This window comes from Roseivirga sp. 4D4 (assembly GCF_001747095.1).
Lineage (GTDB): Bacteria > Bacteroidota > Bacteroidia > Cytophagales > Cyclobacteriaceae > Roseivirga.
On sequence record NZ_MDGP01000001.1, the window covers coordinates 274,531 to 290,075 of the forward strand.

Below are 15,545 nucleotides of genomic sequence, written 5' to 3' on the forward strand. Positions count from 1 at the left end.
ACCTCCAACTCTAGTCATTATCGCGGTTATCGAATTAATAGGTCACCTCTAGCTCAGCCACCAGAGGTCGATGATCTGAAACCAAGGGCTCGTCCAATAGTTTGATCCTTTTTAGACTGATTTTTTGCCCTGCAGTACTGCGATAAATCACATGGTCAATTTCGGCTTTCTTGCCTCCTTGAAAACTAAGACTGTCTGCTCCCTTTTGGGCGAAAGCAAATCCATGATCATAAAAGTATTGCATGGTAGGAGAGTTGGGAGTGCAGTTGAAGTCGCCAGTGATGATTACTGACTTCTCGATAGTGTCAAGGTATTCGACTAAAGCCATTGCCTGATTCAAACGACTCGAATCACCCTCTAGGCCATTGATCCAATCGAAATGTACATTGGCGAAGAGGACACTAAGGTCTTCTGAAATTTCCGCTTCCAGAATAATTGCACTTCGTGGTTCATAAATGCCATCGGGTAGCGACAGCACTTTTGTTGATACTAAGGGTTTGGCGGATAAGGTAGCCATGCCGTACTGGCCTCCCTGATAGTCCATAAACTTACCGAAGGTTCCAGTCATCTTGGTCTCTTCAGCTAAATATCCAGTTTGGTCAACACTATCAGTACGAGAACAATAGTGATCAATCTCCTGCAGGCCGCATAGATCGGGTGCTTCTGCTCTGATAATCGATGCGGCACGCGATAAGTCCAGTACTTCATCCATTCCCTGACCATGCCTGATGTTGTAGGACATAATCTTCACTTCAACTGTCTTTTGTAGATCACAACTGGCGAGGCTTAGGAAACCCGCTATGCAGAGCATTGAGCATAGGACGCGCTTGAATAAGATCATGGTAGGAAGTTAAGCTTTTGCTGAACGACTTAAAAGTGCGTGTAAAGTGGGGTTTAATAGCTCTATGTGTAAATGAGCATCAAAAATGGATAAATGGACACCCTAATAGCGCAAAGGGGCACTCAATCAGTTTAAATCAGCACCATTCCCGGAGTCCAACATTAGAACTTTGAATATCACAAAAGTACAAATGGTACTAAACAGTTTGTGACTCAGTAGATGAGCATTAGACTAGGTAAATGGTCACAATGTAAGAAACATGTAGTGTGTCCCTCTGCCAACTATTCGTAGTAGTCAGGTTGGTGGAACTCTAGTTGTTCCGGTAGTCAGATGGGCTGCCGGACTTCATGGAGGATGAGCGCACTAAATAACAATATAAAGAAACTGGTTTCCTGTATTCCAGGTATCACAGTGTTTTGGTGTGTCCAGTGGCCGTATGGGTCACTGGGCTAATTTTCAGAACAAACCTGATAGCAGATGCAAAACCTAAAGAAACCATTAAATAACTCAAATTCCTTACCAGCCAGCCGAGGGTTTGAAGTTAGGTGAGTCCGGTAGCAGAAGGTTACCGGACTCTTTTTTTGAAAAGAGTTGTGCTTATTGCTTTGCCAAGGCTAATTGGACATTGTGTTCAGTCGAGAATGATAACTACAAGATCATCACAATAGGACTTTTAGTTTAGCATAATCAAGCTTACGTAAATGGCCATAGTCCAGTCATAGGCTGCACAGAACGGAATATACCAACTGGGAATTTTAGCCAATTTCACCGAAGCGTTATGATGCGCTATATCCCAGAGTCCATGCAGAAATAAACCAGTAATCAATATCCAGGGAGAAAACCAAAGTCCAAAAACACCCATAGCTACAAAAACGGAAGCCACTATCACTTCAATGACAATCACTTCTTTATGTTTGCTCAACAATGCGAACCCATAGTACACTGAACCTATTAGTACTAACAGGAATGAGGTCAATTCCAATCTCCTTGATTCAGATAGTGACATATGCAAGGCGATGGTAACTGTCGCCAAGAGTAATCCGACTAAAATGTTTTTTGCTACTGGTTTCATCATCTCTTTAGTTTAATGGTCATTTACTGTAGATGTCCATCCAGAGGTAGTAGCCGTGGAGAATTAAAAATAGTAGGTTATAACTTCAATTAAAAGGATGCCAAAGTTTGCTTGTCGGCTATAACCTCTCTGCCGACAGGCAGTCACAAACATGGGTAGGGAAAGCATTCCTTTGCCAAAACTGATATCTACTATCTTCTGCTTAATGAGGAAGACAGCTGTTTTTTTAATAAGCTGTTGACAAATGATTTTTTATTTGTTCTGTTTTCTGAACGTCAATTTTTCCTTTAGTCGGAATCATATTCTGCCAGACCCAATTGTAATGTTTTATCACTTGTTCTGCTTTCAGGTGTGGTCTTTCCCCAGTTGTATGTCCATCTTCAACAACGGTAATATTATAATCCTTTGTCAACGCGGACTGAATTGTCGATTCAACACAGAAGTCGGTCGCACAACCAGTAATGAACAGTTCATTGACATTCAATTCTTTCAGTTTTGAATGAAGTTCTGATTTATAGAAAACGTCATTTGCATATTTGTCGATTCTGACATCAGTAGGTTCTACATTTAGATCATCTAAATTTTCCCAGTCAGGATCGTTTTTTTCAAACTCTCCAGTTCCAGTTCCATCGTGTTGGATGTAGACAACAGGATGTTCTAATTCTCTAAATAAGAGAGAAAGCTCATTGATTCTTTTAACAACCCCGATCCTGTCAAACCTTGGTGTTCTAGATGTGAAAGAGCCTTTCTGCATATCAATTACAAGCAAAGCTTTTCTGTTTTCCATGCGATTCGATGTTAATTGTGTCAAGAGTTAGCTAACCACTGCTTAAACGTGATTTACCCTTTAAGCAGATCATCAAGACATAATATATGATCTTTTGATAACCTACTCGATATTTTAGATACAAATTGAGTACGACTGATTTTATGAACTGTGGCTGTAAAGCATTGCATGTAGTGCGTTTTCACACTCTAATTGAAAAGACATGCCTTTTACTTGTTGGCGATAATCTGTTTGTCGACAAGTATGGGCCAAGCGAGCGGGGACTACTGTCATTGCGAGCCGGCCTATTGGCAGACAATAAAGAAAAGTGGCGTGAGCAAACTTTTCTGACGTGGCAATCTGTCTGTTTGATGGGTATTCAATTACTCGTTAATGGAAACCTGTCTGCCGACAGGCAGGTGCCAAAAAGGGCTGGAAGTTTGTTTGTTATAAATACTTTGCGAAAAACTCATTCTTGTCAAAGGCCTTATTCCATTTGGCTTGGCCCTTCAGTTTTAGGCTGTCCTCGATATCAACATTTCCACTAGTGAAAAGATGATAGTCTAACACCTCGATTTTAGTTTTTAGAAAAATTATGGTTGCCTCATCCTCTGTGTTTATAACTAGGGTTGATTTTGCCTGATTTATTAGAATAGACAGTTCTTTTCTTGAATATTTTTCCAATAAGTACTCTTCCAATAGGTTTAGTAATGAACTGTTGCTAGCCAATCCATTGTAAAAAATATATGGTAATAGTTTCTTTATTGCTTTGTCAATTTTTCCTTGCCCGTGATAGAGTCTAGCATATTGTTTTGCTGAGTAGATTTCATACGCCATCAGCTCGTTACCACCAAAATGTTGGTATTTATATTTCTTGTCAAATAAGCGGATGTATTTTTTAGCTAGCTCGTAGTTTTTCAGGTTGAGGTATATATCTGCGAGATTGGATGCGCTTCTATGCTTGTATAATGCATATTGCTCCATAAGTCCACCAAACTTTTCCTGCTCATCATAATTAGATTCAAGAAGATTTATGAAAATCGGAATGGCTTCTTCATCCCGATCTATTTCTCGAAGAATGTAGGCCATATTATATTTTACTCTTGGTATTAAAGAGGACTCTATATGATTACTGAGGAAATTTTGACAAAGAGTCAATGCGGAATCATATTCTTCATCATAATAGGTTTCTAGTATTTGATCAAAAGCTAGCTGATCAGTAGTTGGTTCTTTCACTTGTCCAAACGTGAAGAATGGGACAAGCGCGAGTAGGAAAAATATTGGACTTTTCATCAGAATATTGAAGTTGAAGATCCAACTAAGCTCTGTCGGTTTGACCTTTTCTCTAGGTACTCTAAAGTATATGATCTAGATGCCCTTTGCAAATAACCATTTAGACTGAAACTTAGTGCCTATTGGAGATATTTAACCTTTGCGGCTCTTGTTGGTCATAACCTGTCTGCCGACAGGCAGGGACCAACAAGGGCGGAGGGTGTCTAGGTCTTTACTCGATTATGAATAATATAATCAGAGCAATAAAAATTAGGTAAACGATGAATGATAAAGTGTTTGAAACAATCTTTAGTGCTTTTTGATCTTCTAACTCAAACCACCAAAGTTTCCATTCGCTAATTGCCATATGTTTGAACATCTTGAAAAATTCAACTAAAGAATAATCAGTGCGGAACAAAGTGTATGACGTACGATTTTTAAGGTTTAAGAGTCTCCAATTGACCAGCCAGCGAACCGCAAAAAGGCCGCATCCAATTATTAATAAGGTTGATAAAACTTCCTCCATATTTTTCTGGTTAGTGTGGTTTTTGTCTTTTGGTGATAGTGCCAAGATGGCATGGGAACAGTTTTATTCTTTGTCTTCAGGGAAAAGATGGTAGTAGTGCTCTAGAAGCGTTTTTCCTAGGTCTGAAAACCGATAGTTGAATTTAATGTCACCTCCTTTAAATTCTGGTGAGGATTCATTGTATTGATCGACTCTTTCAATGGGATTTTGTTCAGAGGGTTCTTGGTATATCAGCCCTAAACTAATGAGAGGGTAATACTCCCCTTCATAAATTTCCTCTCCTTCGTATTTTTTGAAATATGTAACTAGAATCAAATCATCTAGGTAAGCATCTTGGATCAGTTTGGTGAGCCTTAAGAAATCTTCGACATATTCTATTTTACCAAGTGCTTTTAATCTACACAAACGTCCATATACTTTACACTTTCTTGTAGTCTCAAGCCTATCGATAGCCATAAGTATTTTTTCAGCACCGCTTTCATCATCATCCCCTAATTCATATACAAGTTCAGTCCTTTCATTCCAACTTGTCTCACTTAATTCTAAAAGAACATGCATGGCTTTTTTGATGAAAATTCTATCGGTATAGGAACTGTATATATTCTTAACCGCAACTAGCGATTTTAAAATTGGTACTTCTTTGATAACTTCCTGAGATGTTTCATTGTCTAGAGCCTTTTCCACCAAGTCGATTGAGATACTCTTCAAATCCTTTGAATTTATAATTTCCGTAAAGTGCTCTTTCATATTGTTTTTCTAAAATTATTCAGGTGGTATGGTTATACAATGTTGAAATAATTTGGTGGTAGAATACCAACAAGGGGGGAGCAATTGATTATTCTCTACTTTCCAAAAGTATTATATGATTCAATTATTGCACTGTTTAGATTTTTGCTATGTGACCTTATTGCTGAAAATGAACCAACCGCGGAATTTGGTTCGAGGTCATAGACCCGTCCGTCTAAGGAGTTTTCGTCATTTGTTAGACTTATTCTAATGATTCCTTCATAATTAGAGGGATTACTATTTTCATTTGAATCAAAGTTATTTTTACTTCTCAGATCGAAAATCAGGTTCATTTTTTGTTTATTAATGAAAATTCCATCGCTATCCCAAACGGCATCATAGTTGCTAACAGTTGGTTCTTTACCTTTCTTCCAGACCTTTCCATTTGAAACAAATTCTTGAGAATTTTGGTCAAAACGAATTTCCAAAACCGCAAATACTTCAAAATCCAATGTTTCGTTCTGAATTTCATAAATCCAAACACCCTTATATTGTTCTAAATTATTTCCTGAAGTGATGTTTTCCAAGTTCACGGTGTCTCGGGAGAGCTCTGGATACTTTGATCCTAAGTAAAAAGAAGTAGAGATAATCGCTATTAGGACGCTTGACATAGATACTATATTTTTTATAGTCAAACCCTTAAATAGTTGACCCAATGTCATTTTATCAGTAATGAGTTCCTCTTTCATAAATTTTTCGCTTGGTTCCTTTATTCTCTGAATTTGTTGAAATTCTTAACAATTATCAATTCGGATATCATATAGCAATGAAAATCTTTTGACAGACGGGCTTGTACATTTATAGTCGTCCTCTATCTTTGCAGCCGATGTTAGTGAAAACCTATATCGCCCTTCGCGCAGCTCATGCACATCACTTCCATCATCTCGTTTAGAGATGTATAACCCCTATGTGGCCTACGCGGTCACTTAATTCCGCCCTTTTTTAAATCATTTTCTATTAATTACAGTTCTTACATCCAGATGGATAATACATTACGCATTGCAGTACAAAAAAAAGGTCGCCTGAGCGATGACTCTTTGAAGCTAATCAAGGAGTGTGGTATCAAGTTTAACAACGGTACAGGCAAGTTAAAGGCCGCTTCTACCAACTTTCCAATGGAGTTTCTCTTCCTTAGAGATGACGATATTCCAGGCTATGTGCAAGACGGTATTGCCGATATAGGTATCGTTGGTGGCAACGAAGCCGAAGAGAAAAATAAGGATGTCGATACGGTGAAAAACCTCGGCTTTTCGAAATGTAGATTGTCTTTGGCGATCGATAAAAATGAACCTTATAATGGAGTACAAGACTTCGAAGGAAAAAGTCTTGCTACTTCCTACCCGAAGATTTTGGGTGACTATCTAAAATCACAAAACGTCAATGCCGAAATCAACGAGATCAGTGGTTCGGTAGAGATCGCTCCGAGTATTGGTTTGGCTTATGGAATCTGCGACATCGTGAGCTCAGGTTCTACGCTGATGAGCAATGGCCTCAAGGAGGTGGAGGTCATCTATAAGTCGGAAGCAGTGATGCTGGCCAATAAGAATTTGAGCCAGGCCAAGAGAGACATTCTAGAGAAGTTCATCTTCAGAATTGAGGCGGTACAAGCTGCTAAGAATAACAAATACATCCTGATGAATGTGCCTAATTCGGCCATTGATCAAATTACCCAGATACTTCCGGGTATGAAGAGCCCTACCGTTATGCCTTTGGCTGATGAGGGGTGGAGTTCAGTACACACTGTAATCAGGGAGGACGATTTTTGGGAGATTATCGAAGAATTGAGAGGCGCTGGTGCCGAAGGAATTCTAGTGGTGCCAATTGAGAAAATGATTCTATGAAAACGGTAATCAAACCAGCGCGATCTACTTGGACGGAACTATTAGAAAGGCCAACCATGAATCTCGAAGCCATCGAGGGAAGGGTAAAGCCGGTGATGGAGTCTGTGCAATCTCGTGGCGATGCTGCTTTGCGTCAATTCACCGAGCAATTCGATGGTGTGGTTTTAGACAACCTTCGAGTTTCTGATCAAGAGGTGACTGAAGCCATTGAACAAGTGGATGATAATTTGAAACAGTCCATTGCAGTAGCCAAAAAGAATATTGAGACTTTTCACGAAGCGCAGAAAGACGATTTCGTGAAAGTGGAAACCATGCCTGGTGTCAACTGCTATCGCAAGTCGGTGGGTATTGATAAAGTTGGACTTTACATTCCTGGCGGAACGGCTCCTTTGTTTTCTACTGTGTTGATGCTGGCTGTTCCAGCTAAGATTGCTGGCTGTCGTGAGTTAGTGCTTTGCACACCTCCGAACAAAGAGGGTAAGGTACATCCAGCCATTCTTTATGCAGCTCAACTGGTAGGTATTGATAAGATATTTAAAGTCGGTGGTGCGCAAGCGGTAGCTGCCATGACTTTTGGGACAGAAACGGTGCCTCAGGTATATAAAATCTTCGGTCCGGGGAATCAATATGTCACTGCAGCCAAACAATTGGCCATGAAATATGGCGTATCTATCGATATGCCTGCAGGGCCATCGGAAGTTGCGGTTTACGCGGATGAATCTGCTGTACCAGCCTTCGTAGCCGCTGATTTGCTCTCGCAGGCAGAACATGGAGTAGATTCTCAGGTGGTTTTAGTGGCTTCGTCTGAGGCAGTGGTAGCTGCTGTGCAAAGTGAAGTGAGTAGTCAGTTGGCCGTTTTGCCACGAGCTGAGATGGCTTCAAAGGCTTTAGAGAATAGTGTTGCGATTGTCCTGGAGGATCAGTCTTTGGCTATTGATCTTTTGAACGAATATGGTGCTGAGCACTTGATCCTATCGGTAAACGAACCATGGGAAGTTGCCAATCGCATTGTGAATGCAGGCTCTGTTTTCTTAGGAAATTACACACCAGAGTCTGCCGGAGATTATGCTTCCGGTACCAATCACACGCTACCCACCAATGGCTATGCAAAAATGTATAGCGGTGTCTCCTTGGATAGCTTTGTCAAGAAAATTACCTATCAGGAGATTACTCCAGAGGGCTTAAAAGTTTTGGGGCCTGTGGTGGAAACTATGGCCGCGGCCGAAGAGCTTGAGGCACATAAGAATGCCGTTACGCTTAGGCTGAAGGAGGTGGGTAATGTTTGATCCAAATCAACTTTTAAGGCCACACTTGAAAAACTTAGTGCCCTATTCATCGGCACGAGATGATTACAAAGGGAGTGAGGGTGTCTTTTTAGACGCGAATGAAAACCCTTATGGATCGATCACACCAGAAAAATGGAATCGCTATCCAGATCCTTATCAAAGGGCATTGAAGGCAAGAATTGCCGAGATAAAGAATGTCGATGCAGCGCAGATATTTCTGGGTAATGGATCTGACGAGCCGATCGACCTACTGTTTCGCGCATTCTGCGAACCGGGTGTCGACAATGTGATCATCAATCCTCCGACTTACGGTATGTATAAGGTCAGTGCCGATATCAATGGGGTGGAGGCCAGAGAGGTGCTGATGACCAAGGATTTTGACCTAAATACTGAAGGAATTCTGAATGCTGTTGATGAAAGAACGAAGATCATATTTATCTGTTCGCCCAATAACCCCTCGGGCAACGATGTGGATTTAGGTAAGATTGAGCAGGTGATCAAAGGCTTTGGCGGACTGGTTGTCGTTGATGAAGCCTATATTGATTTTACCAATAGAGCTTCCTTTGCCGATCGTTTGGCTGAATTTCCAAACCTGATCGTTTTGCAGACTTTCAGTAAGGCATGGGGCTTAGCCGCTTTGCGGTTGGGGATGGCTTTCTGCTCTGAAGAAATCTTGAGCATCTTGAATAAGATCAAAGCACCATATAACTTAAGTGGCTTGACACAGGAGACGGTGCTAAAGGCATTGGATAATATTGCCTCCAAAGATGAAATGGTGAGTGATATTCTGAAGAATAGAACGGACTTGAAAGGGCAGCTAGAAAGCCTTGATATTATAGAAGAAGTGTATCCAACAGATGCTAATTTCTTCTTGGTGAGAATTAAAGATGCAAAGTTGGTTTATAAAAGACTGATTGAGCAGCAGGTGATATTAAGAGATAGATCGAGTGTCGTGCTCTGTGATGATGGTATAAGAATTACAGTGGGCACCACAGCAGAAAATCATGCTTTAATTGAAGCATTGAAAAGACTCTAGAATAACGTCACTGCGATCCCGATTCATCGGGAGAAGCAGTCTCGGATTATGAATAAGGAGATTGCCTCGGTCATGCTTCCCTCGCAAAGACGAAAAGAAATAAGACAATGAAGAAAGTACTTTTTATAGATAGAGACGGCACTATAATCATAGAGCCACCAATTGATTTTCAGATTGATTCTTTGGAGAAACTCGAATTCCTACCAGGAGCAATTACCAATCTCAGGAAAATAGCCGAGCAGTTGGATTACGAGCTAGTGATGGTCACAAATCAAGATGGTTTGGGGACAGATTCTTTCCCAGAGGATACTTTTTGGCCTGCGCATAATAAGATGCTCAAAACCCTGGAGGGCGAAGGAGTTGTCTTTGACGAAATTTGTATCGATAGAAGTTTCGAAGCCGATAATGCACCAACCCGAAAGCCTCGAACTGGGCTATTGACCAAGTATATTGAGGGTGACTACGATTTAGCAAACTCATATGTGTTGGGCGATCGGAAAACGGATATTCAATTGGCCGAAAACCTAGGTGCTCAGGCGATTTTCATTTCTGATGAAACTGATGATCGTGCTGCGCTTTCAACTACCAACTGGGATGAGATATTCTCCTTTCTTCAAATGCCTGATCGTACTTCAGAAATTCACAGGGTAACCAAAGAGACTGATATTTTGATTCAATTGAACCTTGACGGCTCTGGACAATGCAATAATGATACTGGGTTGGGCTTCTTTGATCATATGCTTGATCAATTGGGTAAGCACTCGGGTGCAGACCTCACGGTCAAAGTGAAGGGCGATTTGCATATCGATGAACACCATACGATTGAAGATACAGCCTTAGCATTAGGTGAAGCGTATTTGGAAGCGATCGGAGACAAGAAAGGGATCAACAGATATGGATTCCTGCTGCCAATGGATGAAGCATTGGCTCAAGTGGCTATCGATTTTAGTGGTCGTCCGTGGTTAGTTTGGGAGGCTGATTTTAAGCGTGAGAAAGTGGGGGATATGCCTACGGAAATGTTTATGCATTTCTTCAAGTCATTTTCAGATACATCGAAGTGTAACCTGAATGTAAAAGTGGAGGGTGATAATGAGCATCATAAAATTGAAGCCATCTTTAAGGCCTTTGCTAAGGCGATAAAAATGGCTGTCAAACGCAACCCTGATGAACTCGATATACTTCCGAGCACAAAAGGATTGCTGTAATCGCGGTCAAACGAAAACCTTAATCCTGATCCACGCGAATGGCCTCTAGTTGCTGGCCGTCCTCGCGGATCATTAAGAGCTTGGTGATTTTGTTATCGTTATTTTTTACGAATTCAATGTCGACTCCGAAGGCCTTTAGGAAGAATCTGATGTTGGTAATTGGAACTAGCTCATAGACCGTTTTATCCGGTCCGATTGCTTTTAGTTGATCATCCTGAATTTCAATTTTCAGGAAGTTGTCCTTCTGCATTTCATAACTGCCCACATACAACTCCATTGTGTCTTTGGGTACAGTTATTCCTTGTTGCTGACTGTTTTGTGCTTTCATCTCTACTTGAGATACAGTGATTAGCATAATTGCAATTAGCATTAAGCGAAAAGCTTTTGATAATATGTTCTTAGTTGTCTTCATAATCCTTGTCGTTGTTTTATAGGAAGACTTCCAGTGTTCGAGGCGGGTTAACAAAGAGTAGTTAGTGATATACATCCTGCTGATAATTGTCTCCGAAACAGATAAATTTCTAGATGAAATGATACTCAAATGACTGTTTGTGCTTCGTTTTTGAAGACTTAAGCGGTAAATCCTTCCGCTTTTAGCTGCCTATGTTTTACATTCGAGCTTCAAAATCAACCATGCGGAAACTTCTGTGTCTTTTCTTTGTGCTTTGCACATTCCAGTTGTCAGGTCAAAACCTGGACTGGTGGGATGCATTGCATGACTATCCGAATGCGGCTGGCACGGATCGCGATCGGTACGTAAGTATTTCTCCTGGTTATATGGGCCCCAACGCATTACGTATTCCAGTACTTCGCAATGGTAAGATCGACAATGAACTTTGGTCTGAAAATACTTTTGAATACAGTTATGGAAGGGGAGATCAAACCCTTAATCATTGGTCTGAATTCAATATTCCTTTGGCCAAAGACAAGGCCGTACTCTATGTCCAAAGTATCGCCTGGGAGTACTGGGAAGTGACCGATGAGATCCGAGATGAACGCAGAATGCGAAGTCGCAGTGGTATCGGTTGGAATACAGGGGACACAGCCTTCGGTATCATTCTAAGAATTGCCAATGAAGACAAGTCACGTATGCCGAACATTACGTTTAGAGCGCACTCTAAGACTACAACCGGTGGTAACGTCAGCAATGCGCGTTTTACCGATGCGAGTATGTTCTTTTGGGAAGCAACAGTCAGCAAAACCATTATTAAAACGGAAGAAAGTAGCCTTTTACTGAAAGGTATGCTTGGTTTCTACACCTGGCAAACCAATAAGAATGGCCTACCTAATGGCTCGAATTTCTTTCAAAATGATGCGGGTACTTACGGTGTTGGTATAGAATGGACCAAAGGGAAGTGGTTTGTGGGAAGCGATGTATCAGGCTATCATGGCTATATAGAAAATCGAGATACCCCTGCTTTCTGGCGTAATCAAATCCAATATCGCTTAAACAAACATATCGCATTCTACTCCAACTTTAATGTAGGACTCAATACTTGGGGTTGGCAGACAGTAACCATCGGCTATCGTCATTTCTTTAAGACTATAGAGTAGTCATCGATTTCAGCCTCCTGAAATCATTATTCTAATGTCTTCATCAATGCAAAACAGAGCGTATCAATATTTGACATGTTCGAGCTGAAGGCGGATACATTTGATAGTATAATAATACCGTTTTTGGCTTCTACATCAATTGCCATGGAGGAGGTATAGCCTCCTGTTCCTCCGTTATGCCAAAACCAAGGATTTTTAGATCGATTTTTTATGATGTGCCAGCCGAGACCCAAATCCATATTCACATTGACTGATTGGGTTTTTAACCTTGTTAAGGCAAGTTCTTTATTGTCTTTGTCGAAGTGCGCCATAGCGAACTTGGCAAGATCTTCAACATTCGATAAAATTCCCCCAGCTCCTACCAAAACATTAAGGTCCCAGTTAGGAGCGATTTCGCCTAAAGGATTCTGCCCTTTAACTAATAGTGATTTTAAGTCACTCGGGCTTGTCGAAGAGTTGGTCATATTGTATTGGTTCAAAACCTTATTAGAAAGGAGTTCAGCGTAGGAACTGCCCGATATTTTTGATAATGTATATCCCAGAAGTCCAGCCCCGAGATTTGAGTAGGCATACCTTCCGATAGTCTCTCTTTTTAATTCTTGTGAGAGATAATCTTTCAGTTTTTCCTCGCCATATTCAGCATAAGGATTGTTAGGGTCAACAGCATATAAGTTTAGGTTGGATGGTAGTCTCGGAAGTCCTGAGGTGTGGTTGGCGAGAGATGCAAAGCTCACCACTTCGTTGTTTTGAAATGGAACCTCAAGGTATTGATTGACCCCATCTTCCAGTTCGATTTGATTTTCCGTTACAAAATTGGCCAATAACGTGGATGTGAAGACTTTGCTAATGGAACCTATTTCAAATACACTCTTCTTATTAATGATGCTGACTATGGAGTCATTGACTCGTTTAATTCCATAGAACTGAGTCTCTCCATTCTTAATTAGGGCAATTGAAAGTTGTGTGTTATTTGGGAATGCTTTTGAATTCTGGTAAATCAAATCAGTTTGGCTTTTTGATAATGAGCCGTTTTGATGATTTGTTGCAAGAGTTTGCCCGTAGCAACACCCAATTAAAATAAGGTTTAAGAAAAGTAGGAGATGGTATTTCATAAAAGACACTTAAATCTATTCTCAAGTACCGAAAGTGTTCAGTAATTATCAACTAACTGTAGGGTGGGAGGTGAATTAGGACGTTGAGAAGGTTTGACTCACGATGTGTAACTATAGGGGTTGCCTTTGCTTTATTCATTATTATTTATAGCAAGACTAGGTAGCTATTATAAACCCAAAGTAGGCAGCTTCTTTACCTTGTGATAGGTGAGAGCTGTGGCGATGCATTGCTTGACTTCTTTGGTCGGCAAGTCTCCGCTCAATGGAAGTATTACCGCCCGATTACCTTCATATGCAAAGGCTTCTCCGAAAACGAATCTGAATGTGGGGATTAATTGGCTTGTACATTGAAAGTACATGGCGTATTGATCTGGGCTTTTTGCCTTCCAATCTATTCTTAGTGTGCTACCATGTTTCGTGACGTAGGAGGGTTCTCCCCATTTGAGTGTTTCCTCTAAGTGATCAACTCCCTCGGTTTCTTCAGCTACTTCAATGATCAAAGCTCTCAAAGCATCCATTTTTACTTTGATCTCAGCTGGGTAGCTATCAAATCTCGCTTTGACCGCGGGATTGATTTCTAGAACAAGGTCACTTTTGGACATGTGTGGATTGAGTTTTGTATCAGTTGAATTTGAATAAAAAAAAGGAGAGTAAAAACTCTCCTTTTGGATTAGTTGCCACCTTTACTGGCACTGGTCAACTGTTTGGTCATGGCCGCCCCGATGAGTGCCTCCAGTGGTGTTCCTCCATCCTCACCACCTGAGATAATCATGGTGGTAGGGAATTTAATCTTAGCAACCTGCTGGGCTACCCCAATGGCAATTTGCTTTTGTAATTCCGCCTGCTGCTGTGGGGTCAAACCTGCCGAAACTAGTTTGGCATTTTGGTAAGACTCAGCATCGGCTTTCACCTTTTGAGCCGTGGCCTTTAAACGCTCTGTTTCGAGTGCTATGGCTGCTAACTTCTTGTTAGTCTCCTCTTGCTTCAGCTTGGTCTCAATGGAGATCAAGGCCTTCACTTGCTCTTTCTCCTGAGTCACACGCTCAGCAGCCTTGTCACGCTCACCCTCTGCGATAATTCTGGCCTGAGCATCTTTCGCAGTCTTAATCTTCTGCTGCTCGAGCTGTCTTTTTGCAGACTCGTCACGCTGTGCTTCTAGTCTTTGCTTAAAGACTTGCTCAAGTACTACATCATCCACGATTACCTGAGCCACGATTATGTTGTTTTCATTGATGTCGTGAGGAATTCGAATGAACTGACCATTCTCATCCTTACGCTTGTTTACCTCGTAGCGAGTCTGAACTTCTTTGATTTCACGGTCACCTTGCTCAATGGCTGTGATCACTGTATCGCGATATTCAGTTTTCTCCACACTAAAGGCACCATCTTTTAACTGTTCTTCAATCGAGACCCTAAAGTCTGATGCCGAACCTGAGATATAATCTTGCGCAGCAAACATATAGCCTGTATTAGAAACCACCTCTCTTACCGTAGGGATTAGGGTGTTTTGTGCAAGATTTTGTAGGCTACGGAACTCGATAGCCAACTCGATGAAAGACTCCTTGTCCGCAGGTAATTGAAAACGAGTTGATAGCTTGGTGGTGGCGGTAACTTGGTCAATGAATCGTATGGGAATGGGCTCCATCTGCCCTTCGATATCATCGGTGTCGTCACCTGGGTTTACCACTTTCACATCAATAAACTTTTGCCACGGTGTTATTTTGGCAAAGCCTCTGAACTTAATGCCCTCTGTCATGATTGCGCTTTTTTTACCACTTGGGTAAACCAGAAAGTACTGATAGCCTGGCTCGGCCCAGAAGAATAAATTAGGCAGTGTGATCAGCGTAGCACCAGAGATCAAAATGGCCATGGATACCCGTCTGGTAAACATCAACAACAAAGCTGGCGCTTTGGATGCGGTCTTTATCGTTTGACCGTCTTTGTCCTCGGTAAACTTGTCTTCATCTGAAAGCAAGGGTCTCATGATCAGAGTGATCAAACCGAGGATTAATAAAATGATTCCGAAAAATGTCATAGTTATAGATTTAGAAGTGAAACATAGCTTTCCCGATCGGCCCGTGTGGCCAATGGATAAGTGATTGAAATGATTGTGTAGGAGATAGCCATTTCGCGACTACATAGTCCTGAGTGGAACCCATGCAGAGCATTGATCTACATAGGGGTTCGGAGTGGTTTTGACTATTAGTTTGACTGACGCTTCAGAACGAACCGATCGGTTCAGCGCCAG

At 41.2% G+C, this 15,545-nt stretch carries 15 protein-coding genes; 5 read left to right on the forward strand and 10 right to left on the reverse strand.

Going from position 1 to position 15,545, the window contains the following annotated elements:
• Positions 1–34: 34 nt before the first annotated feature.
• From BFP97_RS01155 to BFP97_RS01180, 6 genes are all read right to left on the reverse strand, one after another.
• On the reverse strand, positions 35–841 hold the full coding sequence (locus tag BFP97_RS01155; RefSeq protein WP_083262363.1) for an endonuclease/exonuclease/phosphatase family protein: 807 nt from the start codon (positions 839–841) through the stop codon (positions 35–37).
• 673 nt (positions 842–1,514) lie between these two features.
• Positions 1,515–1,916 (reverse strand): DUF6010 family protein, encoded by a 402-nt coding sequence (locus BFP97_RS01160; protein ID WP_069840657.1) that lies wholly within the window; start codon positions 1,914–1,916, stop codon positions 1,515–1,517.
• A gap of 223 nt (positions 1,917–2,139) precedes the next feature.
• A complete protein-coding gene (locus tag BFP97_RS01165) occupies positions 2,140–2,700 on the reverse strand; it encodes an isochorismatase family protein (protein ID WP_069840658.1) in 561 nt (186 codons plus the stop codon).
• A 426-nt stretch (positions 2,701–3,126) separates the two neighbouring features.
• Entirely contained in the window at positions 3,127–3,915 is a 789-nt protein-coding gene (locus BFP97_RS01170) for a tetratricopeptide repeat protein (protein ID WP_221406582.1), read from the reverse strand.
• Positions 3,916–4,540: 625 nt separating this feature from the next.
• Positions 4,541–5,224, reverse strand: coding sequence for a hypothetical protein (locus BFP97_RS01175; protein ID WP_069840660.1), 684 nt, complete (start codon positions 5,222–5,224; stop codon positions 4,541–4,543).
• Between the two features lie 95 nt (positions 5,225–5,319).
• Positions 5,320–5,952 (reverse strand): hypothetical protein, encoded by a 633-nt coding sequence (locus BFP97_RS01180; RefSeq protein ID WP_069840661.1) that lies wholly within the window; start codon positions 5,950–5,952, stop codon positions 5,320–5,322.
• 291 nt (positions 5,953–6,243) lie between these two features.
• On the opposite strand from BFP97_RS01180, the gene hisG reads away from it, so the two are divergent.
• The 4 genes from hisG to hisB all read left to right on the forward strand — a co-directional run bounded on the left by hisG (position 6,244) and on the right by hisB (position 10,631).
• Positions 6,244–7,104 (forward strand): ATP phosphoribosyltransferase, encoded by an 861-nt coding sequence (gene hisG / locus BFP97_RS01185; RefSeq protein WP_069840662.1) that lies wholly within the window; start codon positions 6,244–6,246, stop codon positions 7,102–7,104.
• Positions 7,101–8,390 carry a histidinol dehydrogenase gene (hisD, locus tag BFP97_RS01190; protein ID WP_069840663.1) on the forward strand — a complete coding sequence of 430 codons (1,290 nt, stop codon included), beginning with the start codon at positions 7,101–7,103 and terminating at the stop codon, positions 8,388–8,390. The genes hisG and hisD overlap by 4 nt, the downstream gene beginning before the upstream one ends.
• Positions 8,391–8,415: 25 nt before the next feature.
• A complete protein-coding gene (gene hisC / locus BFP97_RS01195) occupies positions 8,416–9,426 on the forward strand; it encodes a histidinol-phosphate transaminase (protein ID WP_317039305.1) in 1,011 nt (336 codons plus the stop codon).
• A gap of 107 nt (positions 9,427–9,533) precedes the next feature.
• A complete protein-coding gene (gene hisB, locus BFP97_RS01200; RefSeq protein ID WP_069840665.1) occupies positions 9,534–10,631 on the forward strand; it encodes a bifunctional histidinol-phosphatase/imidazoleglycerol-phosphate dehydratase HisB in 1,098 nt (365 codons plus the stop codon).
• A 19-nt stretch (positions 10,632–10,650) separates the two neighbouring features.
• On the opposite strand, the gene BFP97_RS01205 is transcribed toward hisB, so the two are convergent.
• Positions 10,651–11,043 carry a hypothetical protein gene (locus BFP97_RS01205; protein ID WP_139135142.1) on the reverse strand — a complete coding sequence of 131 codons (393 nt, stop codon included), beginning with the start codon at positions 11,041–11,043 and terminating at the stop codon, positions 10,651–10,653.
• A gap of 221 nt (positions 11,044–11,264) precedes the next feature.
• On the opposite strand from BFP97_RS01205, the gene BFP97_RS01210 reads away from it, so the two are divergent.
• Positions 11,265–12,185, forward strand: a complete 921-nt coding sequence (locus BFP97_RS01210; protein ID WP_139135143.1) for a hypothetical protein — start codon at positions 11,265–11,267, stop codon at positions 12,183–12,185.
• Between the two features lie 26 nt (positions 12,186–12,211).
• Here BFP97_RS01210 and BFP97_RS01215 read toward each other — a convergent pair whose 3' ends face one another.
• The 3 genes from BFP97_RS01215 to BFP97_RS01225 form a co-directional block, all read right to left on the reverse strand.
• A complete protein-coding gene (locus tag BFP97_RS01215) occupies positions 12,212–13,186 on the reverse strand; it encodes a serine hydrolase domain-containing protein (protein ID WP_170827377.1) in 975 nt (324 codons plus the stop codon).
• 278 nt (positions 13,187–13,464) lie between these two features.
• Positions 13,465–13,899, reverse strand: coding sequence for a DUF1801 domain-containing protein (locus tag BFP97_RS01220; RefSeq protein WP_069840668.1), 435 nt, complete (start codon positions 13,897–13,899; stop codon positions 13,465–13,467).
• Positions 13,900–13,967: 68 nt separating this feature from the next.
• A complete protein-coding gene (locus BFP97_RS01225) occupies positions 13,968–15,332 on the reverse strand; it encodes an SPFH domain-containing protein (protein WP_069840669.1) in 1,365 nt (454 codons plus the stop codon).
• Positions 15,333–15,545 lie beyond the last annotated feature (213 nt).